Raw genomic sequence first — 19,707 nt, forward strand, 5'->3', positions numbered from 1 at the left:
TCGGCGATACCGGAATGGAGGTCCCGTGGGGACGCACGCCAGGGAGCGCGGAACGGCCGAGACGGCATCGTATTTCGACCCCGGCGATCGCTGGGTCCCGGTCGACCGGCGCTGGTTCGGGATGGACCGGCGGACGCTGCTGCCCGCGCTGGTGGTGCTCGCGCTCGCCTTCCTGCAGGGTGTGCTGTTGCCGCGGCTGGACGCGGCGCTCGCGGACGACGATGTGACCGTCGCGGGCGACGTGATCGCGCTGGACGGCGGGATCACCTTCCCGGCCGAGCCGGGCTGGGCGCTGGTCGACGGCGAACGCGCCGCGGACGAGCCGAGCGGCCGTGGCTACCCGACGGTGGCCGTGCTCGCCCGCCGCGGCATTCGGTTCACCGTGCAGACCGGCACCTTCGACGGGGACGCGAACGCGCTGCTCGACCAGATCGAGCGCACCGACGCCGCGCTCTCCGGCGGCCACGGGCTGACCGCGACCGGCGATCCGGCACCGATCACCACCACCGGCGGCGTGACCGGGATCAGCACCCGGTTCGCGGCAGCCCAGCGGGACGGCGTGCTCGCCGCGTTCGTCTTCGAGGGCACCGGGGTGGAGATCGTCGCGGTCGGCCCCGCGCGACCGGACCGAGACATTCTCACCGACGTGGGCGCCATGATCGCCGGGCTCGGCCGGACCGGAGAGCGGGACGCATGACCACCACCTCGACCAGCGATCTCGACCGGGCCAGGTTCCTGGCGATCGAGCAGTCCGGCTGGGGCCGCTCCTTCACCTTCTACCAGCCGCGCAACCTCGCGTTCTGGGTCTACGTGCTGCTCACCGCCTCCGGCGCGCTGCTCTTCGCGAGCCGGATCGGCAACAGCTACGGGGCCTACAGCCGGGCCATCCTGGTCACCGCGGCGGTGTTCACGGTCTACGGCGCCCTCTTCTGGTGGTTCACCCAGCACATCGACCGCTACGCCCGGCAGCCGACGAAGATCCTGGTGGTGGCGTTCTGCTGGGGCGGGTTCGCCGCCACCTGGGCCATGGCCTCCTACGCCAACACCGCGCTGATCAGCGTCTACGGCAAGCTCTTCGGGCACGCCTGGGCCCAGGACTGGGGCGCCGGGCTGGCCGCGCCGTTCACCGAGGAGACGGCGAAGGGCTTCGGGCTGCTGCTGCTCATCGCGCTGGCGCCACGGCTGGTGCGCACCGCCTTCGACGGCTTCATCCTCGGCGCGTTCCTCGGGCTCGGCTTCGAGATCATCGAGGACATCGCCTACGGCATGAACTCGGGCGCCGCCCAGTTCGGCGCCAACCAGGTGGACGCCTCGCTCGGCACGGTCTTCCTGCGGGTCGCCACCGGCGCCACCGGCCACCTGCTCTACACCGCGCTGTTCTGCGCCGGGCTGGTCTACCTGCTCGGGCGTCCGGCCGAGCCGCGCCGGATCGGGCGCGGGCTACTCCTGATCGGCACCGCCATGCTGCTGCACGGGCTGTGGGACTCGATGGGCAACTTCGCCGGCGGCAGCAATCTGGCAGCATACGGGCTCATTCTCGGCATCATGGCGGCCGCGCTGACGATCGCGGTGCGGGTGTTCGCGCTGACCGTTCCCGCGGAACGCGCGTTCCTCGAGGCGATCCTGGCCCCCGAGGTGGCCGCCGGCGCGGTCACCTCGGGGGAGGCCGTGGCCGCGTGCGGGAACGCACGGGCGCGGCGGGCGTTCCGGCGCTCGGGTGCTGACCGCGCGGGCCGCGCGCGGAACGCCTACGTGCTCGAGGCGGTGCACGACCTGGCCGATGCGCTCGCCACCGGGCACGGCGCCGCGACGCCGCGGGTGGAGTTCGCCAGGTCCGAGGTCGCGCGGCTGCGGGCGGGCAGGCCGCCGGGCGAGGCGTTGCTCCCCGTCCGGCTCTGACCGCGGTGCGACGTGCGTAGAGTCCGGGAATGGCCCGAACCATGCAGATCACCGACAGCATCGTGATCGCCGTCGACCCGGCGACCGCGTACGACAACATCGCCGACGTCACCCGCATGGGGCGCTGGAGCCCGGAGAACACCGGCGCCGTGCTCGACGCCCCCGGCCGCCCGGCCCAGGTCGGTACCACCTTCGTCGGCGCCAATGTGCGCAGCGGCTTCCGCTGGCACACCGGCTGCGTGGTGACCGCCGCCGAGCCGGGCAGCCGGTTCGCCTTCCAGGTGCAGCGCTGGGGTGTGCGCAAGCCCGCGCTGCGGGTGGCCGTCGCCTCCTGGGAGTACCGCTTCGAGCCGGTCGACGGCGGCACCCGGGTCACCGAGACCTGGACCGACGACCGGGCGAAGTGGCCAGATGCGGTGGCGTCCGTCTTCGACCGCCTCGCCACCGGCAAACGCGGCTTCGCCGAATTCCAGCGGGGCAATATCCGGCGCACCCTGGCCCGGCTCAAGGAGGTCCTGGAGTCCGAGCAGGTCGGATGACCAATTGGCCGGACGGGCCAACATGGCGACCGGTCGGTCAGCCGACCGGGTGCCGCTGGTCCAGCCAGGTGGCGAAGGTGGGGCCGGCCAGCTCGGCCGCGGGGCCGGGCAGCAGCCCGCCGCCCGCCTGCAGCGCGGCGTCCGGCGCGGTGTCGTCGGCGGACTCCAGCACGTGCGCGGGCGCGCCGCGCCGCTCGGCCAGTGCCCGCACCGCGGTCACCAGGTCCAGCGGCTCCGGACCGGCCAGCTCGAGCCGCGCGGGCGCCTCGGCGGCGAGCGCGAGATCGGCGAGCCGCTCGGCGACGGTCCGCGCGCTCACCGGCTGGGTGCGCATCCGCGGCACGGTGGCGGTGTCGCCGACGGTGGTCCAGGTCAGCATCATCTCGGTGAACTCGTGGAACTGGGCGGCGCGCAGAATCCGCACCGGCACCGCCCCTTCCAGGTAGGCGTGTTCCTGGGCCAGCTTGCCCGCGTAGTGCCCGGCGGTGGTGTCGTCGATGCCGATGATCGAGAGCAGCACGATGTGCCGCACCCCGGCGCGGGCCGCCGCGGCTTGCACCCGCCGCGCGACGGTGCCGAAGAACTCGCGCACCGCCTCGGTCTCCTGCAGCGGTGAGTTCACCGCGTCGACGATCGCGTCCACTCCGGCCAGCGCCGCGTCCAGTCCCGCGCCGGTGTAGGCGTCCACTCCGGACGTCCGGGTCAGCGCGATCACCTCGTGCCCGCGTCCGGTGAGCACCTCGGCCACGGCCGCGCCGATCAGTCCGCCGGCCCCCAGTACCGCTACCCGCATGTCGTGCTCCTTCGCTTCGTGGCTGTCGATGGGGTGACGACACGGCGAACGGATGTGTGACAACCGGGCGCGCAAACGCCCGGCATTCCGTAGGTTGTCGGTGTCCGCCGTCGTGGCCGAGGCGGACTCCCCCTTCCCCTTCGACGACGACGGAACGCGCCCGTGAAAGTCCACCACCTGAACTGTGGCAGCATGCATCCCCCCGCGACGGCCGACCTGGTCTGTCATGTCCTGCTGGTCGAGGCACCCGGCTCGCTGGTGCTGGTCGACACCGGCTTCGGCCTGCGCGACATCGTCGACCCGGGCGCCAGGATCGGCCCGGTGCGGCACCTGCTACGGCCCGTGCTGGAGCCGAACGAGACGGCCGCGCGGCAGGTGGAGCGGCTCGGCTTCAAGCGCGACGACGTGCGCCACATCGTGCTCACCCACCTGGACGCCGACCACATCGGCGGGCTCGCCGACTTCCCGCATGCCCAGGTGCACCTGACCTCGGCGGAGCTGCGCGGCGCCGTCACCGAGCCGACCTCGCGCGAGCGCATGCGCTTCCGCGCCGCGCAGTGGGCGCACGGCCCGAAATTCGTGCAGCACAATCCGGCGGGCGAGCCGTGGCGCGGCTTCGCCGCGGCCCGCGAGCTCACCGAGATCGCACCGGGCATCGTGCTCATCGCCCTGCCCGGGCACACCCGCGGGCACGCCTGCGTCGCGGTGGACGCCGGGCGGCGCTGGATCCTGCACGCCGGTGACGCCTTCTACCACCCGGCCACGCTGGACGGCCGCTCGAAGGTCCCGTTCCCGCTGTCGGTCATGGAGTCGTCGGTCGCCTACGACCGGCACCGGGTTCGGGAGAACCACGCCCGGCTCGCCGAGCTCTACCAGCGCGGCGAACCCGACCTGCGGATCGTCTGCGCGCACGACGCCTCGCTGCTGGCCGGTTCGCTCGTCTGAAAGTTCGTTTCTCGGGGGATATTTCGGGGTCGGGATCCGGGTCGAGCCCGGATTCCCGGCTCGCGCGCGCGACCTAGCGTTCTCCGTATGACACGCGCACGCACCATCGCACTCTGGCTCTTGGTGATCTTCGTCGGTATCCAGTTCGGGGCGGGCTGGTACGAGAAGGTCATCGTGGTGCACCTGTGGGAGCAGGTGCCGCCTGCGGACACGCTCGCCGCCATGACCGATTCCGGCTTCGAGCGGGCGGGGAAGGCATTCTGGCCCTTCGTCTCGCCGCTGGTCGCGCTGCTGGCTCTGCTGAACATCGGCCTCGCCTGGCGGGCACCGGGCCCGATCCGGCGCTGGTGGCTGGCCGCCGCCCTGCTCATGACCACCTACGCCCTGGTCAGCTACGGCTGGTTCGTCCCGCAGATGGTGCTCTTCCAGCGCGACGGCGCGGACTGGGATGCCGATCGCACCGCCTCGTTCGTCGAGCTGTGGACGTCGGCGAACTACGCCCGGATGGCGCTCGGCGGGGCGGGCTGGCTCTGCGCGCTGCGCGCGCTCTCGCTCTCCGGCGACCGGGCGCGGCCGATCGCCGATTAGCATCGCGGAAATGACCGGAACGGCCCCGAGCAGCAGCAGACGCACCAACCGCCGCGGCGCGGCGACCCGCGAGTCCATGCTCGAGGCCGCGCTCGGCTCGCTGGCCTCCGGCGATCCCGGCTCGGTCTCGGCCAACCGGATCGCCAAGGACATCGGGGTCACCTGGGGTGCGGTGAAGTACCAGTTCGGCGATATCGACGGGCTGTGGGCGGCGGTGCTGCACCGCACCGCCGAGCGGCGCGGCGAGCTCCCGGTGGGGCTGGCGCCCGGCGGCTCGCTCCGGGAGCGGGTCGCCGCCACCGTCGACACGCTCTACCACGGCCTGACCGGCACCGATTCGCGCGCCATCGAGACGCTGCGCGCCGCGCTCCCGCGCGACCCGGCCGAGCTGGAGCGGCTCTACCCGCAGACCGCGGCCGAGCTCGTCTCCTGGCGGGCAGGCTGGAACGCCGCCTGTCAGAAGGCCTTCGCCGATCTCGACGTGGACCCGGAGCGGGTGCGCGAGGTCGCCTCGTTCCTGCCGGGCGCCATGCGCGGCATCGTGTCGGAGAAGCAGCTCGGCACCTACGCCGACCTGGACGAGGCGCGCCGCGGCTTCACCGCCGCCATCGTCGCCTACCTGGAGCACTCGCGCTGAGCCTCACTTCAGCAGCGCGCCGACCAGCGTGACCAGGTACTCGGTGGTGGCCTCCTGGCTCAGCCCCTGCTCGCGCCGCAGGCTGCGCCAGGTGCCGACATTCAGCACGACCACGAGCAGATCGCCGAACCGGTCCTGCTCGTCCGGGCGGCGCTCGATCTCCGCGGCGAAGATCGTCTCCACCCAGTCCCGGTGCGAGCGGTGCCCGTCCTCGATGATCGGCAGCAGCTCCGGCATCCGCTCGGCGAGCGCCAGCAACCGCCAGGTGCCCTCGCCGGTGCGCTCGTAGTCGCGCACCGCGGTGCGCACGATGGACTCCACGTCGCCGGGCACCGCCTCGGCGCGCTGCGCCCGCACCGCGGGGGCGAACCGCTCGGCCAGCCCGGCGACGTACAGCCCGATCTTGCTGCCGAAGTGGTTCACCACCGTCTGCGACGAAACCCCCGCCGTGGCAGCGACATCGGCGATCGTCACCTCGTCGTACCAGGTGTCGACGAAGAGCTCGATCGCCGCGTCCAGGATGGCCTCCCTGGTCTGCTCGCGCGCCTTCGCCCTCGCTGTCATCTCGTATCGGCGCGTCATCGCACCTACTTCCCTTTGGGCTTGACACAAATCAATTTAGTCCCATACTAACAGAAGTCCCCCGAAACGGAGCCCGCGATGACCCGCTTCCTCGTCTACACCGCCCCGGCCACCGGCCACACCCTTCCCCTCGTCCCCGGCCTGCTCGAGCTGCGCCGCCGCGGCCACGAGGTGCACGTGCGCACCCTGCCCGCCCTGGTCGGCCCGCTGCGCGCCGCCGGGCTCTCCGCCGACGCCGTCGACCCGCGCGTCACCGCGGTCGAGGTCACCGACTTCCGCGCCACCTCCGACACCGAGCGGCTGCGCAGCGGCCAGGTCGATCTCCTGCGCCGCGGCCGGTTCGACGGCCCCGACCTGGACGCCGCCATCGCCGAGCACCGCCCCGACGTGCTGCTGGTCGATTCCATCGCCTACGGCGCGCAGACCCGCGCCCAGGCGTCGCCGCTGCCGACCGCCATGGTGCTGCCCTCGGTGCTTCCGGTGCGCGGCCGCGGTGTCCCGCCCTACGGCCTCGGGCTGAAGCCGCTGTCCGGCCCGCTCGGCCGGGTGCGCGACGCGCTGGGATGGAAGCTGGTCGAGCGCATGTTCGGCAAGGCCATGCTGCCCGGGCTGAACGAGCTGCGCCGGGAGGCCGGGCTGCCCGAATTCCGTTCTCCGCTCGACCAGTTCACCGCCCAGGACGCGGTGATCGTGCTCACCGGCGAGCCGCTGGAGTACCCGCGCACCGACCTGCCCGCCCACGTCCACCTGGTCGGCGCCCAGCCCTGGGATCTCCCCGCCGAGCGCCCCGCCTACCTGGACGAGCCCGGCGACCCCTGGGTCCTGGTCACCTGCTCCACCGACTACCAGGGCGACGAGGACCTGGCCCGGATCGCCGTCGAGGCGCTTCGCGACCAGCCGGTGCGGGTGCTGCTCACCCTCGCCGAGGCGTACGAGGGTGCCGCGCTGGCGAGCGCGGGCAACATCCGGGTCGAGCGCTTCGTGCCGCACGGGCACGTGCTGCCGCACTGCGCCGCCGTCGTCACGCACGGCGGGTTCGGGATCGTCTCCAAGGCCATGGCCGCGGGCGTGCCGACGGTGGTCGTCCCCTTCGGGCGCGATCAGCCGGAGATCGCGCGGCGCGTCAGCGAGGCAGGCGCCGGGGTCACGCTGCGGTCCAAGGAACTGAACGCCCGCTCGCTGCGCGTGGCCGTCGAGCGCGCCCGCGCCCTGACGCCCGGCGCCCGCGCCGCCGCCGCGACGTTGCGGGCGCACGGTGGCGCCACGCGGTTCGCGGATGTCGCCGAGGGGCTGGCTCCTGCGCTACGCCGGGAGAATTCGGCCGCGACCAGGTAGCGCGCCGGATGGGCGGCCGCGACGACGGCGCCTCCCGGCTCCGCCTACCACGGCTCGGTGCGGCGTTCGTGTTCGAGGATCTCCTCGGCTTGCGCCGCGCTGGCGGGGCCGAAGAACCGCTCGACCAGGTGCAGGCCGAGGTCGATTCCGGAGGTGACGCCGCCTGCGGTGATCAGGTCGCCGTCGTCGACCACGCGACCGGCGGTGACAATCGCACCCTGGCGCCGGAGATCGTCCAGGGCGATGTGGTGGGTCGTGCACCGGCGACCGGTGGTGATTCCCGCCGCCGCCAGCAGCAGCGTTCCGGTGCACACGGCCGCGAGGGTGAGCCCGGGACCCCTGGCCGCGGCCAGTGCGGGCGGCACCGTGCCGCGCTGCTCCTCGACCGCCGAGCCGGGGCCGTAGCCGCCGCCGGGGATCACGAGCAGGTCGGCGTCCTCCGGTGACCACGGCGTCCGGACGGTGAGCTCGAGCCCCGCCGCGGTGGTCACGGCGCCGGAGCCGTCGATGGTGACGAAGCTGTGCTCGACTCCGTCGACCGTGCCGAGCGCGGTGATCGGGCCGATGAAGTCCTGATCCTCCACCCCGTCGTAGAGCAGTGTGTGCACGCGCAACGTCATCGAATCCTCCTATGGCCGTGGTGTTTACATCCCGAGTATCTCGGCCGTCGGCTCGCGCGGACAGTGGCGTGATCGCCAGGGTGGCGTAGGATCCAGCCATGCATACCGTCGCCGTGCTCGCGGTCGACGGGGTCGTCGGTTTCGAGCTCGCCACGCCCTGCCAGGTCTTCGCCCTCGCACCCGGCTACCGGGTCCGGGTGTGCGCTCAGCGACAGCGGAATTCGATCGCCACCGCCGCGGGCGAGGAGATGTTCGCCTTTTCCTCGCGCTACGGCCTCGGCGACGTGCTCGACGCGCAGACGGTGATCGTCCCCGGCGCCGACCCCGGCGCGGTACCCGACCCGCGCGTCCTGCACGCGGTGCGGGAAGCCGCGCGCCGCGGCGCGCGAGTGGCCTCGATCTGCACCGGCGCCTTCGTCCTCGCCGCCGCCGGGCTCCTGGACGGCCGCCGCGCGACGACGCACTGGATGCTCACCGACCACCTCGCGCAGCGCTACCCGGCCGTCACGGTCGACCCCTCGGTCCTCTTCATCGACGACGGCCAGATCCTGACCTCGGCAGGTATCGCGGCCGGGCTCGACCTGTGCCTGCACCTGGTGCGCCGCGACCGGGGCGCGACGGTCGCCGCCGACATCGCGCGGCAGATCGTCACGCCACCCCAGCGATCAGGCGGCCAGGCCCAGTTCATCGAGCGCCCGGCACCCATCACCAACTCCGACGACCTCGCTCCGACCCTGCGGTGGATGCAGGACAACCTCGCCACTCCCCTGTCCCTCGCCGACATCGCGGGCGCGGCTTCGATGAGCGTCCGCACCCTGTCCCGGCGATTCCGCGCCCACACCGGAACGACCCCCGCGCAGTGGCTCCTCGACCGCCGCCTCCAGCGGGCGCGGGAACTGCTCGAGACGAGCGACCTGCCCGTCGAACGCATCGCCACCGCAGCCGGTTTCGGCTCGATCGAGACCCTGCGGTACCACTTCGTCCGGCACGTCGGCACCACGCCCGCGGCGTACCGGTCGACATTCCGGGCGGGACCCTCCGAGTAGGTCGCGCCGGGCTGGTCAGCGGGTGACGTCGGTGACGTCCCGGTGGTGGACGCGCCTGCGCCACCACGCCAGCCCGCCGAGCACAAACGGCTTCCCGTGCACGGCGCCGTTCGATCGAGCGGGTTCTTCCGGTGCCGCGGCGACCTCGGGCTCCGCGACCTCGCCGTCCGACGCGGTCAGTGCAGCGACCCGATCCCGGTTCTCGGCGCTGATCCGGTCGACGAGGACCAACTCGGCGAGCACATCCGGATCGGCCCGAACCCCGGCCGCCGCGAGGTCGGCGATCCACAGCCGGGTGACGGCGTCGACGATGTCCTCGGGCCGCTCCCCGCGCCGGGGGCCGATCGGCTCCCCGGGACGCAGGACCCCGGCCCTGGTCAGCAGCTGCCACAGCCCGGCGGTGTCCGCGACGAGCTCCGCGTCGGTCCCGGCCACGACCCGCACGTGCAGGTCGCGCAGCGCGGCGGGGCCGTCGAGCACCGCGTCCGGCTCGGCATCGTGCAGCGCCGCCGCGACGCTCCACAGCGCGTTCGGCTTCGGCACCGGCGCGGGCAGCGCGGCGGCGTAACCGGCGGCGGTCGGATGCGCCAGCAGTTCGGCCACCCGGGCGTGCTCGGCCGCCGACGGCGCCGCCCCGAACAGCGCCGTCGCCAGCGCCGCCAGGTCGGGCTCGCCCTCGATCCGGGACCGCAGCCGGTTGACCAGCCCGAGCTGGACCCGCCACAGCGCCGCCTCCGGCGCCACCGGCACGACGAACGAGGTGCCGTCCGCCCGGCGGCGCAGCACGTCGGCGAGCCGGGTCACCAGTTGCGAGATCCGGCGGATGTCGGCGGGATCGCCGTCCTGGCGCTCCTCGATCACGGCCCTGGCCTCGCGCAGATTGGTGAACGCGACGTCGGCGTCCATCAGCAGCCGCACGCCCTGCTCGACCAGCGGCCAGGTGCGTCCGGGCTCCGGCAGCAGCCGCAGCGTCTGCGACTGCCAGACCCGGCGGTAGTCGGCGGCCAGCATCGGATCGGTGGCCGCAGGCTCCGGCGCAGCCACGGCGGCCTCCGGGCGCAGCCGCACCAGCAGCTCACCCTGCCCCTGCGGCTGATCGAGCTCGACCAGGTCGTTCTCGAAGGCCCGCAGGAACGCGGTGAAGGTGTCGAAACCGAGCGCGGCCTCGGTGAACTCGGGGTCGAGGCGGCGCAGCAGCGGCTTGATCGCCACCCGCTTCACCCACTCCTGCCCCTCGCTCCGGCGGGCGTGCCGCAGCGCCCGGACCAGCAGCTGCCCGGCGGCGTCGAGCCGCTCGGCGGAGACCGGCTCGGGTTCGGGCTCCGGCTCGGGTTCCGGCGGGACCAGGGTGTCGTAGTAGCGGAAGTCGTGGCAGGCGGCCACCCAGAACCGGCTGGTGTGGTCGCGCACGCCGATGCCGTGCACCCGGCGGCCGAGCTGCCTGCACCGCCGCGCGAGCGCGACGTAGTCCGAATCGCCCGCGCAGATCAGCACGTCGGTGATGTGCGGGAACCGCTGCAGGTCGTCGATGACGTCGATGGCGAGCCGGATGTCGGCACCGTTCTTCTTGGTCGTCAATTGCGGCAGGTGGACCAGGTCGACCAGGTGCTCCGCGAGCGGGTCGGAGTAGACGCCGAGCCCGGCGTGCACCCAGTTGCCGTAGGCCCGGTTCACCAGGATGTCGCCCAGCGTCGCGGCGTGCGCGAGGACCGCGCCGACATCGATCACGGCCTGGCTCAGCCGCTCGATCGCGCCCGAGCGCGGGAAGCGTTTCCAGCCGTCGTCGGCGAACCACGCCCCGGCGCCGCGCACCGACTCGTAGTGCGAGACGGCGATGTCTCGAAATCCCAGTAGATCGCGGTACCGGTCTGCATGTCCGCCCCCTGAGCGGTAGTACGTTCCTCGAAACCCCCATGATCCCGAGTGGAAGCACTCTCCGGTGTCGGTCACCCGACCCACACGGGCGGCTATCCGGTGCCGAGCAGCTCCGCCGCGATCGCGCGCCCGAGCCGCAGCGGCTCCACCGAGTGCTCCAGCTTCGACCCCGCCAGCGCGCCGTCGTAGACCAGCTGGATCCGCCGCGCGAGCACCCCCGGATCGGCCACCCCGGCCTCGGCGAGCAACCCGGTCAGCGTCTCCCGAACCCAGACCCGATGCGCGACAACCGGTTCCAGCCGCTCATCGGGAAACTCGGTCGCCGCGTTCGCGTACTGGCAGCCCCGGAATCCCTTCCCCGGCGCGGAAGCCAGCGCGAGGTCGAAGAAGGTCAGCACCCGATCGGCGGGGTCGGGGACGACGGCCACCGCCTCCTGCCAGCGCACCCGGTCGCGGCGGTCTAGGTGCTCGAGATAGGCGAGCACCAGCGCGTCCTTGGAGCCGTAACTGGAGTAGAGGCTGGCCCGCGCCACCCCGGCCTCGGCCAGCACTCGGTCGATGCCGACGGCGCGAATGCCGTAGCGGGCGAAGAGGGCGCCCGCGGTGTCGAGCAGGCGCTGCGCCGGGCTCGGCTTGGCCGGCTGCCCGGCCCGCGCCGCGGGTTCCGTCGACGTGGTCACACCGTCCACCATAGCCACTCCGCCGAATAGACAGATCGTTCTGTCTATGTCATGGTTGCTTCGTGACCCGCAGCACCCTCACCCGCCGCCTGCACGTGGATCTCGTGCGCGTCGCCGGTGCTGCCTGTCGTCACTCGCGCTGAGCCGCGTCCCGGTCCCGCACTGCGTCGAGGGCCGTTATCCGTTCTCCGAAAGGCGATCCCGCATGTCCCTGTACCTGTACGAACTGGCGCCCGCGATCGATCCGGCCAAGGCCGTCGACGAGCTGGCGGCGCGCATCGGCGAGGCCGGCGGCGAGCTGATCGAGGCCCAGGTGACCGGCGGCGCCGGGCGGATCTTCGCGATCGCCGAGTTCGAATCCTGTCGCGCCCCCGGGCTGGAACCGGACGGCGCGCTCGGCGCGGTCGACGGCCCGCACGAGGTGCGGCTGGTCGGCGCCGAGCTGGCACAGCTCAAGGCAGCCCGCCCGGCGGCGGGGTACCTGGTCGAGTGGGACATCCCGGCCGAGATCGACATGGACACCTACCTGGCGCGCAAGAAGGCGAACGCGCCCAAGTACGCGAACGTCCCCGAGGTCGACTTCCTGCGCACCTACGTCCGTGAGGACACGGCCAAGTGCCTGTGCTTCTACGACGCCCCCGACGAGGCCGCGGTCCGCCGCGCCCGCGATGCCGTGAGCACCCCGATCGACCGCCTGCACGCGCTCACGGAACCCAGGACATGACCGCCGTGCTCGACGCCCGCGCCGAGGCGGTGGCCTTCGTCCGCGAGCGGGCCGCCGCGCTCGACCGTGGCGAGACCGACGTCCGCACCGACCTGGCCGAGCTGGGCCGGTTGGGGCTGCTCGACATCGGGCTCGGCGAGCCGGGGATCGAGCCGATCGTCGGCGTGGTCGAGGCGATCGCCGGGGAGAGCCTCGCGGTCGGCTTCTCGCTCTGGGCGCAGCGGATGACCATCGAATATGTCTCCCGCGCACCGGAACCCGTGCGCGACGCACATCTCGACGGCCTCACCTCCGGCCGCACGGTCGGCGTCACCGCCATGGCGGCGGCGCTCAAGCACCTGGCCGGGCTCGGCCCGCTGCCGCTGGCCGCCGACGGCGACCGGATCTCCGGGCCGATCGCCTGGGCCTCCAATGTCTTCCCGGACGCGCTGATCGTCTTCCCGTTCCGCGACGAGTCCGGGCGCGGGCACGTCGGCTGCACCCGCACCGGCGCGACCGGCGTCGAGGTGGCGCCCGCACCCGAGCTGCTCGCGCTCGGCGCGACCGCCTCGACCTCGCTGCGCTTCACCGGCGTCGCGGTCGAGCAGCGGATCACCGCCGACCTGAAGGGGTTCTGCGGCGCCATCCGCCCGACCTTCCTGCTGCTGCAATCCGCCTTCTGCACCGGCATCGCGCGCACCGCGCTCGCCGAGGCGGCGGGGCGGCTGGACGGGCTCGGCGAGGAGTTCCGCACCGAGCTCGAATCGCTCGCCGCGCGCGGCGACGACCTGCGCCACCAGCTGCACCGGCACGCCGCCGACCCCGGCGCGGCCGGACCGGCCGAGCTGCTCGAGGTCCGGCTCGGCGCCGCCCGGCTCGCGGTCGAGGCCACCCGGCTGGAGTTCGCCCTGCGCGGCGGGGCGGGCTACGCCACCGCCAGCGCCACCAATCGTCGGTTCCGGGAGGCTGCCTTCCTGCCGATCCAGTCACCCTCGGAAGGGCAATTGCGGTGGGAACTCTCGCAGTACGAATAGCGGACGGCCACAAGAGCTACTCCGGCACCCCGGTCCTGCGCGGCCTCGACCTGGCGGTTCCCGCCGGGGAGACGCTTGCCGTGCTCGGCGCCAGCGGCAGCGGGAAGTCCACGCTGCTCCGGGTGCTGGCCGGGCTGGACCGGCTCGACGCGGGCACCATCGACTGGGACGGCGCGGGCACCCCGCCCGCCACCGGCACCGTGTTCCAGCAGCCGCTGCTCATGCCGTGGCTGACGGTGCGCGACAACATCCTCTTCGGCGGCCGCTTCACCCGGCACCGCGACGGCTTCGACGCCGAGCACGCGCTCGGCCTGCTCGCCCGCTTCGGCCTCGGCGACCTGGCCGGACGCCGCCCCGACCAGCTCTCCGGCGGGCAGGCGCAGCGGATCGCGGTGATCAGGGCAGCCGCCGTCCGGCCCCGGCTGCTGCTGCTCGACGAGCCGTTCAGCGCGCTCGACCCGGCGGTGCGCGCGGACCTGCAGGACTGGCTGCGCGAACTCGTCGCCGAGCTGTCCTGCACCACCGTGCTCGTCACCCACGACGTGGACGAGGCGCTGCGGCTGGCCGACCGGATCGTGCTCATCGGGCCGGGGGCCGCCGTGCGCGAGGACGTCTCGCTGACCGGCGCCGACCCGGTCGCGGTGCGCGAGCGCATCGTGGCAGGCTACCGCGAGACGGTGGTGCCCGCGTGAGCCTCTCCCGCCGGGCCCTGCTGTGCGGGTGCGCCGGACTGGTCGCCGCCGGTGGCATCGCCGGGGTCGCCGATCTGGCGCGGGCCGCCGGGACCGACCGCACCAACACCGGCGGCACGCTGCGCATCGGCTACCTGCCGATCACCGATGCCGCGCCGCTGCTGGTCGCGCACGGCGCGAACACCGTCGCCGCGGGCACGGTGGACAGCGCGAAGCCGGTGCTCTTCCGCAGCTGGGCCGCGCTCGCCGAGGCTTTCCTGACCCGCCAGGTGGACGTTGTGCACCTGCTCATGCCGCTGGCCGTGCAGCTCAGGTACGGGCTCGGCGCGGATGTCCGGGTGCTCGGCTGGAACCACACCAACGGCTCCGCGCTCACCGTCGCCCCGCACATCACCGAGCCGGAGCAGCTGGCGGGCACCCAGGTGGCGATCCCGTTCTGGTGGTCGATCCACAACATCCTGATCCAGCAGTACCTGCGCGCGCACGGGCTGCGCCCGGTGATCCGGCGCTCCGCCGCGCGCGCCGACCGCACCGTCGAACTCGTGGTCATGAGCCCGTCGGACATGGTCCCCGCGCTGGCAGGAGGCTCGATCGCCGGCTTCACCGTCGCCGACCCGTTCAACGCCGCCGCCCAGGTACGCGGCATCGGCCGGATCCACCGCTACCTCGGCGACCTCTGGCGCGACCACGCCTGCTGCGCTCTCGTGGTGCACCAGGACCTGCTCGACCGGCGCCCCGAGGTCGCGCAGGCGCTCACCGACGGCGTGGTTGCCGCCCAGCGCCGCATCGACGCCGACCGCCCCGCCATCGCGAAAATGCTGGCGGGCGGTTACCTTCCGCAGCCGCTGCCCGCCATCACCACCGCGCTCACCTACCCGAAACCACCCCCGGTCCGGCACCCGGAGTGGAACCCGCAGCGCATCGGCTTCCACGCGTACCCCTACCCGAGCTTCACCGAGGCCCTGATCGAGGCCATGCCCGCGACCGTCGTCGACGGCGACATCCGGTTCCTCACCCGGCTCGACCCCGCCCGGGTACACGCCGAACTCGTCGACGACCGCTTCGTCCGCAGCAGCCTCGGCGGCGCCGCCCCCACCCGCATCGAGGAGATCGACCCGTCGTGACCACCACCGTCCTCCCCGATACCGATCCGGTTTCGCGCACCCGCCGCAGCCCGCTCCCCCGCGTCGCCGCCATCGCCGCCGCGCTGGCGCTCTGGTGGCTGGTCACCAGCGTGCTGGCCGGCTCCGACTCGCTGCTCCGCGACTTCGCCCCGCAGCACGTGCCCGGTGCGCTGCACGCGCTGTACGAGCGCGGGGTGCTGCTCTCCGATATCGGGGTCAGCCTGTGGCGGTTGCTGCTCGGGCTGCTGATCGCCGTGACCATCGGCGTTCCGCTCGGCCTGCTGCTCGGGTTGCACGCCGCGACCGAGCACGCCGTCGCGCCGGTGGTGCAGTTCCTGCGGATGATCTCGCCGCTCTCCTGGGCGCCGATCGCCGTCGCGGTGTTCGGCATCGGCAATCAGCCGGTGGTGTTCCTGGTCGCCGCCGCGGCGGTCTGGCCGATCGTCCTGAACACCAGCGCCGGTGTCCGCGCGATCGACCCCGGTTTGCTCCTGGTCGCCCGCTCCTTCGGCGCCACCCGCCGCGAGCGGCTCTTCGCCGTGGTGCTGCCCGCCATTCGCGGGCACGTGCAGGCGGGGTTGCGGATCGCGCTCGGGATCGCGTGGGTCGTGCTGGTGCCCGCCGAGATGCTCGGCGTGCGTTCGGGTTTGGGGTACCAGATTCTGAACGCGCGGGATCAGCTGGCGTACGACCAGGTGATGGCGGTGATCGTCGTCATCGGCGCACTCGGCTTCGTCCTCGATTCCGCCGCGCGGGCGGTGCTCGACCGGCGCTGAGGGTCGCGGAGCTGTCAGCGGTCGATCCTGGCCATGTTCGCGTCGTCGTGACGGGCTCCGACCGCGGGGGTGAGTCGATCCAGGCGCGCCAGTTGGCCGGTGGTGAGTTCGACGGTGTCGGCGGCGGTGTTCTCCCCGACGCGGGCGACGCGGCGGGTGCCGGGGATGGGGGCGATATCGTTGCCCTTGGCCAGCAGCCACGCGATCGCGACCTGCGCGGGGGTGGCACCTGCCTCGTCAGCGACGGTGCGGACCTCGTCGACCAGGCGCAGGTTCCGGGTGAAGGCCTCGCCGACGAACCGCGGGTTGGTCTTGCGCCAGTCGTCGTCGGGGATGTCGGCGGGCGAACGGAGCTGCCCGGTGAGGAATCCGTGCCCGAGCGGGGAGTAGGGCACGAACCCGACGCGCAGGTCGCGCAGCAGTGGCAGCAGTTCGTTCTCGGGGTCGCGGGTCCACAGCGAGTACTCGGTCTGCAATGCCGTCAGCGGGTGCACCGCGTGGGCGCGGCGGATCGTCTCCGGAGACGCCTCCGAGAGCCCGATGTGCAGGACCTTGCCCTCGGCGACCAGATCGGCGAGCGCGCCGACTGTCTCCTCGATGGGGGTGTTCGGGTCGACGCGGTGCTGGTAGTAGAGATCGATGCGGTCGGTGCCGAGCCGCCGCAGCGAACCCTCGACCGCGGCCTTCACGTTGGCGGCGCTGCTGTCGACGGTGCCCGGCCCGGCACCGGAGTGCGAGACCAGCCCGAACTTGGTGGCGACGACGACCCCGTCCCGTCGCCCGGCGATCGCGCGGCCGACGATCTCCTCGCTGTGGAAGGGACCGTAGATCTCGGCGGTGTCGATGTGGGTGACACCCAGTTCCAGCGCACGGCGGACGGCACGGATCGACTCGTCGTCGTCCAGGCCACCGCCGGAGGTGTAGGTGCCTGCCATGGTCATGGCACCCAGGCCGATCCGGGACACCTCGAGGGTGCCGAGTAGCGCAGGCTTCATCGAATTACTCCTTCGTCGGTTCTTTCCCCGACGTCAGCCAACACCGTGGCCGGAGGGCGCGACAGGCCCTGGTGAGAGGGGTACTCGCAGTGGCCCCCTCCCCGACCCACCGGTGGCTACGCTCGAAACCATGGACGAGAAGCAGGCAGCGCGCGCCGCGGTCCGTGAATTCCTGCGCAGCCGCCGGGACCGGATCTCCCCCGCCGAGGCGGGGCTGCCCCCGGTCGGGACCCGCCGACGCGTGCAGGGCCTGCGCCGCGAAGAGGTCGCCCTGCTGGCCGGAATCAGCCCGGAGTACTACATTCGCCTCGAACGAGGCCAGGCCACCGGCCCCTCCTCGGCGGTCGTGGAATCCATCGCCACGGTGCTGCGACTCGACGACGACGAACGCGCCCACCTCGACCGGCTGCTCGCCGCGCTGACTCCCGAGGCCCGCAAGCGCCGTACACCCCCGGCCACCGCCACGATCAGCCCCGGAATCCGGGTGCTGCTCGACTCGATCGACCACCTGCCCGCTGTGGTGTGCAGCCCCCGCCTCGACCTGCTCGCCGCCAACGACCTCGCCCGCGCCCTCTACGCGGGGATGCTCGACACCGACGGCCCGGTGAACTCGGCGCGTTTCCTGTTCCTCGACGAGCACGCGGCCAGGAACCTGTTCCCCGAATGGGAACGCGTCGCCGCGGACGCGGTGTCGATCCTGCGCAGCGAGGCAGGCCGTCACCCCGACGACCCGGAGCTGATAGCCCTCATCGGTCACCTGTCGACCCGCAGCCCCGCGTTCCGCACCCGCTGGGCCGCCCACGACGTCAAGACGCACCGCGCGGGAACCAAGGTCTTCCGGCATCCCCTGGTCGGAACGTTCACCCTGCCCTTCGAGAACCTCACCATCGACAACTCCGCGGACCAGGTCATGACCGTGTTCACCCCGCGACCGGGTTCGCCCGAACACGACGCGATCCGCCTGCTCGCCAGCTGGAACGCGCAGACCCCGGCCCCCGGGCACACCGAAACCGTCCCGTAGAGCGGCTAACCGGCGGCGAGGCGATCGACCAGCAGCTCGACCCGCCGCGCGGATTCACCCGGCGGCAGCCGTCCGGCGCGGGTGAGGGTGGCCAGCCCGTGCAGGGCCGACCAGACGACCTCGGTGAACAGCCCGGGTTCGACGCCCTCCCCGGCGGCGTCGGCGAGGTTTTCGAGCAGGGCCGCGAAGGCATCCTTCAGCGGCTCCGGGGTGTCTTCGCTCGCGAAGGCCAGTCCACCGTCGAGCTGGAACATGGCGTCGTAGACCGCGGGGTTGCGGGCGGCGAAGTCGAGGTAGGCGTCGGCGAGGGCGGTGACCCGGGCGCGTGGCCCGTCGGCCGCGCCCGCCGCGGCCCGTACCGCCGCGGCCAGTTCGGCGGCACCTTCCAGGGCGACGGCGCCGATGATCTCGCGCTTGCCCCGGAAGTGGCTGTAGAGCACCGGCTGGCTGTACTCGATGCGCTCGGCGAGCCGCCGGGTGGTGACCGCGTCCCAGCCGTCCCGCGCGGCGAGTTCGCGGGCGGTCGCCACGATCAGCCGCTCCCGCTCCGCCCGCTCGCGCTGCTTCCGCTCCTGTACCGACATAGCCGAATCCTAGCACCGCTAGACAACGGGGCGCCGATAGTTCTAGTGTTGATCCAAGAACTAGCAGCACTAGATAAAGAAGGTCGCCATGCTCAACGCACTCGAAATCGGCACCGTCGTCATCGTCGGCCTGATGGTGGGAGTCGAACTCTCCGTCGCCTTCGTGATCAACCGGATCCTCGACGGCCTCCCCGGCGACGCCGGCCAGCTCGGCCGTGCCCACGGCGGCCGCATGCTCGGCGCCCTCATGCCGTTCTGGTACCTCGGCTCCCTCGCCCTCAGCGCCGTCTGGGCCGCCACCGCCTGGCGCGACCCCGGCACCGGCCTCGTCGTCACCGCCGCCGCGCTGCTGATCGTGAGCGTGGTCATGTCGCTGCTCCTGCTCGTCCCGATCAACAACCGGGCCAAGACGTGGACCGCCGAGAGCCGCCCCGCGGACTGGAAGGAGCAGTCCAACCGCTGGGACCGCTACCACTACGTCCGCGTCGCGATCATCGTCGCCGCCTTCGTCCTGCTGACCGCCGCACGGTGAGCGTCGCTGTCGGCACGGCCCACTAGGGTGCACGACGTGCGCGAACTCGACGACCTCCCCTTCGCAGCCCACCTCCGCCCCCTGGACGACCCCCTCGATGACGAGGGCGACTACGACTGCGCCCTCATCGAGGGCGAGCACCGCAACGCCACCGTGCGCAACGCCCGCTTCACCGAGTGCGCCCTGCGCGCGGCCGGGCTGACCGTCACCGACTTCACCGCGACCAGATTCGCCGACTCCTGGTTCCGCAACACCGACCTGACCGGCGCGACCCTGACCGAATCCTCCTGGCAGGACGTCGAACTCGTCGAATCGGTGCTGGCCGGCGCGGAGCTGATCGGCGCCCGGCTGCGCCGGGTCACCTTCGAGGGCTGCAAGCTGGACGGCGCGAACTTCCGCGGCGCCCAGCTGCGCGAGGTGACGTTCCGCGACTGCGTCCTGCGCGATGTCGACCTCGGCGGTGCCAAGCTCACCGGCGTCACCTTTCCCGGCAGCCGGGTGGAGCTCGCGCTCCGCGACACCACGCTGGAGAAGGTCGATCTGCGCGAGGCGGCGAGCATCTCGGTCACCGAGGGCGTGCCCGCGCTACGGGGCGCCATCATCTCGCAAACCCAGCTGTTCGAGCTCGCTCCCCTGCTGGCCGCATCGATCGGACTGCTGGTCAGGGACTGATTCGGACATCTCGGGCGTGACTCATCGCACGCCCG

The 19,707-nt window shown here is 72.7% G+C and carries 24 protein-coding genes; 17 read left to right on the plus strand and 7 right to left on the minus strand.

From position 1 onward, the window contains the following. Window positions 1–25: 25 nt before the first annotated feature. From ACFUJ1_RS20965 to ACFUJ1_RS20975, 3 genes are read left to right on the plus strand one after another with little or no spacing between them, the layout of a single operon-like run. A complete protein-coding gene (locus tag ACFUJ1_RS20965; RefSeq protein ID WP_378647935.1) occupies window positions 26–697 on the plus strand; it encodes a hypothetical protein in 672 nt (223 codons plus the stop codon). Continuing rightward, on the plus strand, window positions 694–1,899 hold the full coding sequence (locus ACFUJ1_RS20970; protein ID WP_378647937.1) for a PrsW family intramembrane metalloprotease: 1,206 nt from the start codon (window positions 694–696) through the stop codon (window positions 1,897–1,899). The genes ACFUJ1_RS20965 and ACFUJ1_RS20970 overlap by 4 nt, the downstream gene beginning before the upstream one ends. Window positions 1,900–1,928: 29 nt before the next feature. Next, complete coding sequence (locus tag ACFUJ1_RS20975; protein ID WP_378647939.1) at window positions 1,929–2,438, plus strand: SRPBCC family protein; 510 nt, start codon at window positions 1,929–1,931, stop codon at window positions 2,436–2,438. A 37-nt stretch (window positions 2,439–2,475) separates the two neighbouring features. On the opposite strand, the gene ACFUJ1_RS20980 is transcribed toward ACFUJ1_RS20975, so the two are convergent. Continuing rightward, window positions 2,476–3,231, minus strand: a complete 756-nt coding sequence (locus ACFUJ1_RS20980) for an SDR family oxidoreductase (protein ID WP_378647941.1) — start codon at window positions 3,229–3,231, stop codon at window positions 2,476–2,478. 162 nt (window positions 3,232–3,393) lie between these two features. Between ACFUJ1_RS20980 and ACFUJ1_RS20985 the strand changes: the two genes are divergently transcribed. From ACFUJ1_RS20985 to ACFUJ1_RS20995, 3 genes are all read left to right on the plus strand, one after another. Continuing rightward, window positions 3,394–4,176 (plus strand): MBL fold metallo-hydrolase, encoded by a 783-nt coding sequence (locus ACFUJ1_RS20985; RefSeq protein ID WP_378647943.1) that lies wholly within the window; start codon window positions 3,394–3,396, stop codon window positions 4,174–4,176. A gap of 87 nt (window positions 4,177–4,263) precedes the next feature. Next, the gene (locus ACFUJ1_RS20990) at window positions 4,264–4,764 is read left to right on the plus strand and encodes a DUF1772 domain-containing protein (protein ID WP_378647945.1); all 501 of its coding nucleotides are present in this window, start codon (window positions 4,264–4,266) and stop codon (window positions 4,762–4,764) included. A gap of 10 nt (window positions 4,765–4,774) precedes the next feature. Further along, complete coding sequence (locus tag ACFUJ1_RS20995; RefSeq protein ID WP_378647947.1) at window positions 4,775–5,401, plus strand: TetR/AcrR family transcriptional regulator; 627 nt, start codon at window positions 4,775–4,777, stop codon at window positions 5,399–5,401. A gap of 3 nt (window positions 5,402–5,404) precedes the next feature. Here ACFUJ1_RS20995 and ACFUJ1_RS21000 read toward each other — a convergent pair whose 3' ends face one another. Continuing rightward, complete coding sequence (locus ACFUJ1_RS21000; RefSeq protein ID WP_378647949.1) at window positions 5,405–5,983, minus strand: TetR/AcrR family transcriptional regulator; 579 nt, start codon at window positions 5,981–5,983, stop codon at window positions 5,405–5,407. A gap of 78 nt (window positions 5,984–6,061) precedes the next feature. Here ACFUJ1_RS21000 and ACFUJ1_RS21005 point away from each other — a divergent pair, with 78 nt between their 5' ends. Next, complete coding sequence (locus tag ACFUJ1_RS21005) at window positions 6,062–7,318, plus strand: glycosyltransferase (RefSeq protein WP_378647951.1); 1,257 nt, start codon at window positions 6,062–6,064, stop codon at window positions 7,316–7,318. Window positions 7,319–7,362: 44 nt separating this feature from the next. Here ACFUJ1_RS21005 and ACFUJ1_RS21010 read toward each other — a convergent pair whose 3' ends face one another. Beyond that, window positions 7,363–7,938: a DJ-1/PfpI family protein gene (locus ACFUJ1_RS21010; RefSeq protein ID WP_378647953.1), complete on the minus strand. Its 576-nt coding sequence runs from the start codon at window positions 7,936–7,938 to the stop codon at window positions 7,363–7,365. A gap of 98 nt (window positions 7,939–8,036) precedes the next feature. Here ACFUJ1_RS21010 and ACFUJ1_RS21015 point away from each other — a divergent pair, with 98 nt between their 5' ends. Further along, window positions 8,037–8,984, plus strand: a complete 948-nt coding sequence (locus ACFUJ1_RS21015) for a GlxA family transcriptional regulator (protein ID WP_378647955.1) — start codon at window positions 8,037–8,039, stop codon at window positions 8,982–8,984. A 15-nt stretch (window positions 8,985–8,999) separates the two neighbouring features. Here ACFUJ1_RS21015 and ACFUJ1_RS21020 read toward each other — a convergent pair whose 3' ends face one another. Together ACFUJ1_RS21020 and ACFUJ1_RS21025 are read right to left on the minus strand one after the other, a co-directional pair. Further along, window positions 9,000–10,796 carry an NYN domain-containing protein gene (locus tag ACFUJ1_RS21020; protein ID WP_378647956.1) on the minus strand — a complete coding sequence of 599 codons (1,797 nt, stop codon included), beginning with the start codon at window positions 10,794–10,796 and terminating at the stop codon, window positions 9,000–9,002. Window positions 10,797–10,951: 155 nt separating this feature from the next. Continuing rightward, window positions 10,952–11,551, minus strand: coding sequence for a TetR/AcrR family transcriptional regulator (locus ACFUJ1_RS21025; RefSeq protein WP_378647958.1), 600 nt, complete (start codon window positions 11,549–11,551; stop codon window positions 10,952–10,954). A 50-nt stretch (window positions 11,552–11,601) separates the two neighbouring features. Between ACFUJ1_RS21025 and ACFUJ1_RS21030 the strand changes: the two genes are divergently transcribed. The 6 genes from ACFUJ1_RS21030 to ACFUJ1_RS21055 all read left to right on the plus strand — a co-directional run bounded on the left by ACFUJ1_RS21030 (window position 11,602) and on the right by ACFUJ1_RS21055 (window position 15,868). After that, the gene (locus ACFUJ1_RS21030; protein ID WP_378648168.1) at window positions 11,602–11,682 is read left to right on the plus strand and encodes a putative leader peptide; all 81 of its coding nucleotides are present in this window, start codon (window positions 11,602–11,604) and stop codon (window positions 11,680–11,682) included. A 62-nt stretch (window positions 11,683–11,744) separates the two neighbouring features. Further along, entirely contained in the window at window positions 11,745–12,263 is a 519-nt protein-coding gene (locus ACFUJ1_RS21035) for a DUF4242 domain-containing protein (RefSeq protein WP_378647959.1), read from the plus strand. Next, window positions 12,260–13,276 carry an acyl-CoA dehydrogenase gene (locus ACFUJ1_RS21040; protein ID WP_378647961.1) on the plus strand — a complete coding sequence of 339 codons (1,017 nt, stop codon included), beginning with the start codon at window positions 12,260–12,262 and terminating at the stop codon, window positions 13,274–13,276. The genes ACFUJ1_RS21035 and ACFUJ1_RS21040 overlap by 4 nt, the downstream gene beginning before the upstream one ends. Continuing rightward, on the plus strand, window positions 13,252–13,968 hold the full coding sequence (locus ACFUJ1_RS21045; protein ID WP_378647963.1) for an ABC transporter ATP-binding protein: 717 nt from the start codon (window positions 13,252–13,254) through the stop codon (window positions 13,966–13,968). Before ACFUJ1_RS21040 ends, ACFUJ1_RS21045 begins: the two co-directional genes overlap by 25 nt. Beyond that, window positions 13,965–15,092, plus strand: coding sequence for an ABC transporter substrate-binding protein (locus ACFUJ1_RS21050; protein WP_378647964.1), 1,128 nt, complete (start codon window positions 13,965–13,967; stop codon window positions 15,090–15,092). Before ACFUJ1_RS21045 ends, ACFUJ1_RS21050 begins: the two co-directional genes overlap by 4 nt. Continuing rightward, window positions 15,089–15,868, plus strand: coding sequence for an ABC transporter permease (locus ACFUJ1_RS21055; RefSeq protein WP_378647965.1), 780 nt, complete (start codon window positions 15,089–15,091; stop codon window positions 15,866–15,868). The genes ACFUJ1_RS21050 and ACFUJ1_RS21055 overlap by 4 nt, the downstream gene beginning before the upstream one ends. A gap of 14 nt (window positions 15,869–15,882) precedes the next feature. Here the strand turns inward: ACFUJ1_RS21055 and ACFUJ1_RS21060 are convergent, their stop codons facing one another. Then, window positions 15,883–16,863, minus strand: coding sequence for an aldo/keto reductase (locus tag ACFUJ1_RS21060; protein ID WP_378647966.1), 981 nt, complete (start codon window positions 16,861–16,863; stop codon window positions 15,883–15,885). A 130-nt stretch (window positions 16,864–16,993) separates the two neighbouring features. On the opposite strand from ACFUJ1_RS21060, the gene ACFUJ1_RS21065 reads away from it, so the two are divergent. Further along, window positions 16,994–17,884, plus strand: coding sequence for a helix-turn-helix domain-containing protein (locus tag ACFUJ1_RS21065; protein WP_378647967.1), 891 nt, complete (start codon window positions 16,994–16,996; stop codon window positions 17,882–17,884). 5 nt (window positions 17,885–17,889) lie between these two features. On the opposite strand, the gene ACFUJ1_RS21070 is transcribed toward ACFUJ1_RS21065, so the two are convergent. Continuing rightward, window positions 17,890–18,468, minus strand: a complete 579-nt coding sequence (locus ACFUJ1_RS21070; protein WP_378647968.1) for a TetR/AcrR family transcriptional regulator — start codon at window positions 18,466–18,468, stop codon at window positions 17,890–17,892. An 88-nt stretch (window positions 18,469–18,556) separates the two neighbouring features. Between ACFUJ1_RS21070 and ACFUJ1_RS21075 the strand changes: the two genes are divergently transcribed. Together ACFUJ1_RS21075 and ACFUJ1_RS21080 are read left to right on the plus strand one after the other, a co-directional pair. After that, complete coding sequence (locus ACFUJ1_RS21075) at window positions 18,557–19,000, plus strand: anthrone oxygenase family protein (protein ID WP_378647969.1); 444 nt, start codon at window positions 18,557–18,559, stop codon at window positions 18,998–19,000. A 36-nt stretch (window positions 19,001–19,036) separates the two neighbouring features. Then, a complete protein-coding gene (locus tag ACFUJ1_RS21080) occupies window positions 19,037–19,672 on the plus strand; it encodes a pentapeptide repeat-containing protein (protein ID WP_378647970.1) in 636 nt (211 codons plus the stop codon). Window positions 19,673–19,707: the final 35 nt, after the last annotated feature.

The organism is Nocardia sp. NPDC057227 (assembly GCF_042669725.1).
In the GTDB taxonomy this organism is placed as follows: Bacteria; Actinomycetota; Actinomycetes; order Mycobacteriales; family Mycobacteriaceae; genus Nocardia; species Nocardia asteroides_A.

What these genes read in the sequence shown, in the direction of transcription:
- ACFUJ1_RS20970 (WP_378647937.1), top strand. Translation starts at nt 694, where the DNA reads ATGACCACCACCTCGACCAGCGATCTCGACCGGGCCAGGTTCCTGGCG.
- ACFUJ1_RS20975 (WP_378647939.1), top strand. Translation starts at nt 1,929, where the DNA reads ATGGCCCGAACCATGCAGATCACCGACAGCATCGTGATCGCCGTCGAC.
- ACFUJ1_RS20980 (WP_378647941.1), bottom strand. Translation starts at nt 3,231, where the DNA reads ATGCGGGTAGCGGTACTGGGGGCCGGCGGACTGATCGGCGCGGCCGTG.
- ACFUJ1_RS20990 (WP_378647945.1), top strand. Translation starts at nt 4,264, where the DNA reads ATGACACGCGCACGCACCATCGCACTCTGGCTCTTGGTGATCTTCGTC.
- ACFUJ1_RS20995 (WP_378647947.1), top strand. Translation starts at nt 4,775, where the DNA reads ATGACCGGAACGGCCCCGAGCAGCAGCAGACGCACCAACCGCCGCGGC.
- ACFUJ1_RS21000 (WP_378647949.1), bottom strand. Translation starts at nt 5,983, where the DNA reads ATGACGCGCCGATACGAGATGACAGCGAGGGCGAAGGCGCGCGAGCAG.
- ACFUJ1_RS21005 (WP_378647951.1), top strand. Translation starts at nt 6,062, where the DNA reads ATGACCCGCTTCCTCGTCTACACCGCCCCGGCCACCGGCCACACCCTT.
- ACFUJ1_RS21010 (WP_378647953.1), bottom strand. Translation starts at nt 7,938, where the DNA reads ATGACGTTGCGCGTGCACACACTGCTCTACGACGGGGTGGAGGATCAG.
- ACFUJ1_RS21015 (WP_378647955.1), top strand. Translation starts at nt 8,037, where the DNA reads ATGCATACCGTCGCCGTGCTCGCGGTCGACGGGGTCGTCGGTTTCGAG.
- ACFUJ1_RS21025 (WP_378647958.1), bottom strand. Translation starts at nt 11,551, where the DNA reads ATGGTGGACGGTGTGACCACGTCGACGGAACCCGCGGCGCGGGCCGGG.
- ACFUJ1_RS21035 (WP_378647959.1), top strand. Translation starts at nt 11,745, where the DNA reads ATGTCCCTGTACCTGTACGAACTGGCGCCCGCGATCGATCCGGCCAAG.
- ACFUJ1_RS21040 (WP_378647961.1), top strand. Translation starts at nt 12,260, where the DNA reads ATGACCGCCGTGCTCGACGCCCGCGCCGAGGCGGTGGCCTTCGTCCGC.
- ACFUJ1_RS21060 (WP_378647966.1), bottom strand. Translation starts at nt 16,863, where the DNA reads ATGAAGCCTGCGCTACTCGGCACCCTCGAGGTGTCCCGGATCGGCCTG.
- ACFUJ1_RS21065 (WP_378647967.1), top strand. Translation starts at nt 16,994, where the DNA reads ATGGACGAGAAGCAGGCAGCGCGCGCCGCGGTCCGTGAATTCCTGCGC.
- ACFUJ1_RS21070 (WP_378647968.1), bottom strand. Translation starts at nt 18,468, where the DNA reads ATGTCGGTACAGGAGCGGAAGCAGCGCGAGCGGGCGGAGCGGGAGCGG.
- ACFUJ1_RS21075 (WP_378647969.1), top strand. Translation starts at nt 18,557, where the DNA reads ATGCTCAACGCACTCGAAATCGGCACCGTCGTCATCGTCGGCCTGATG.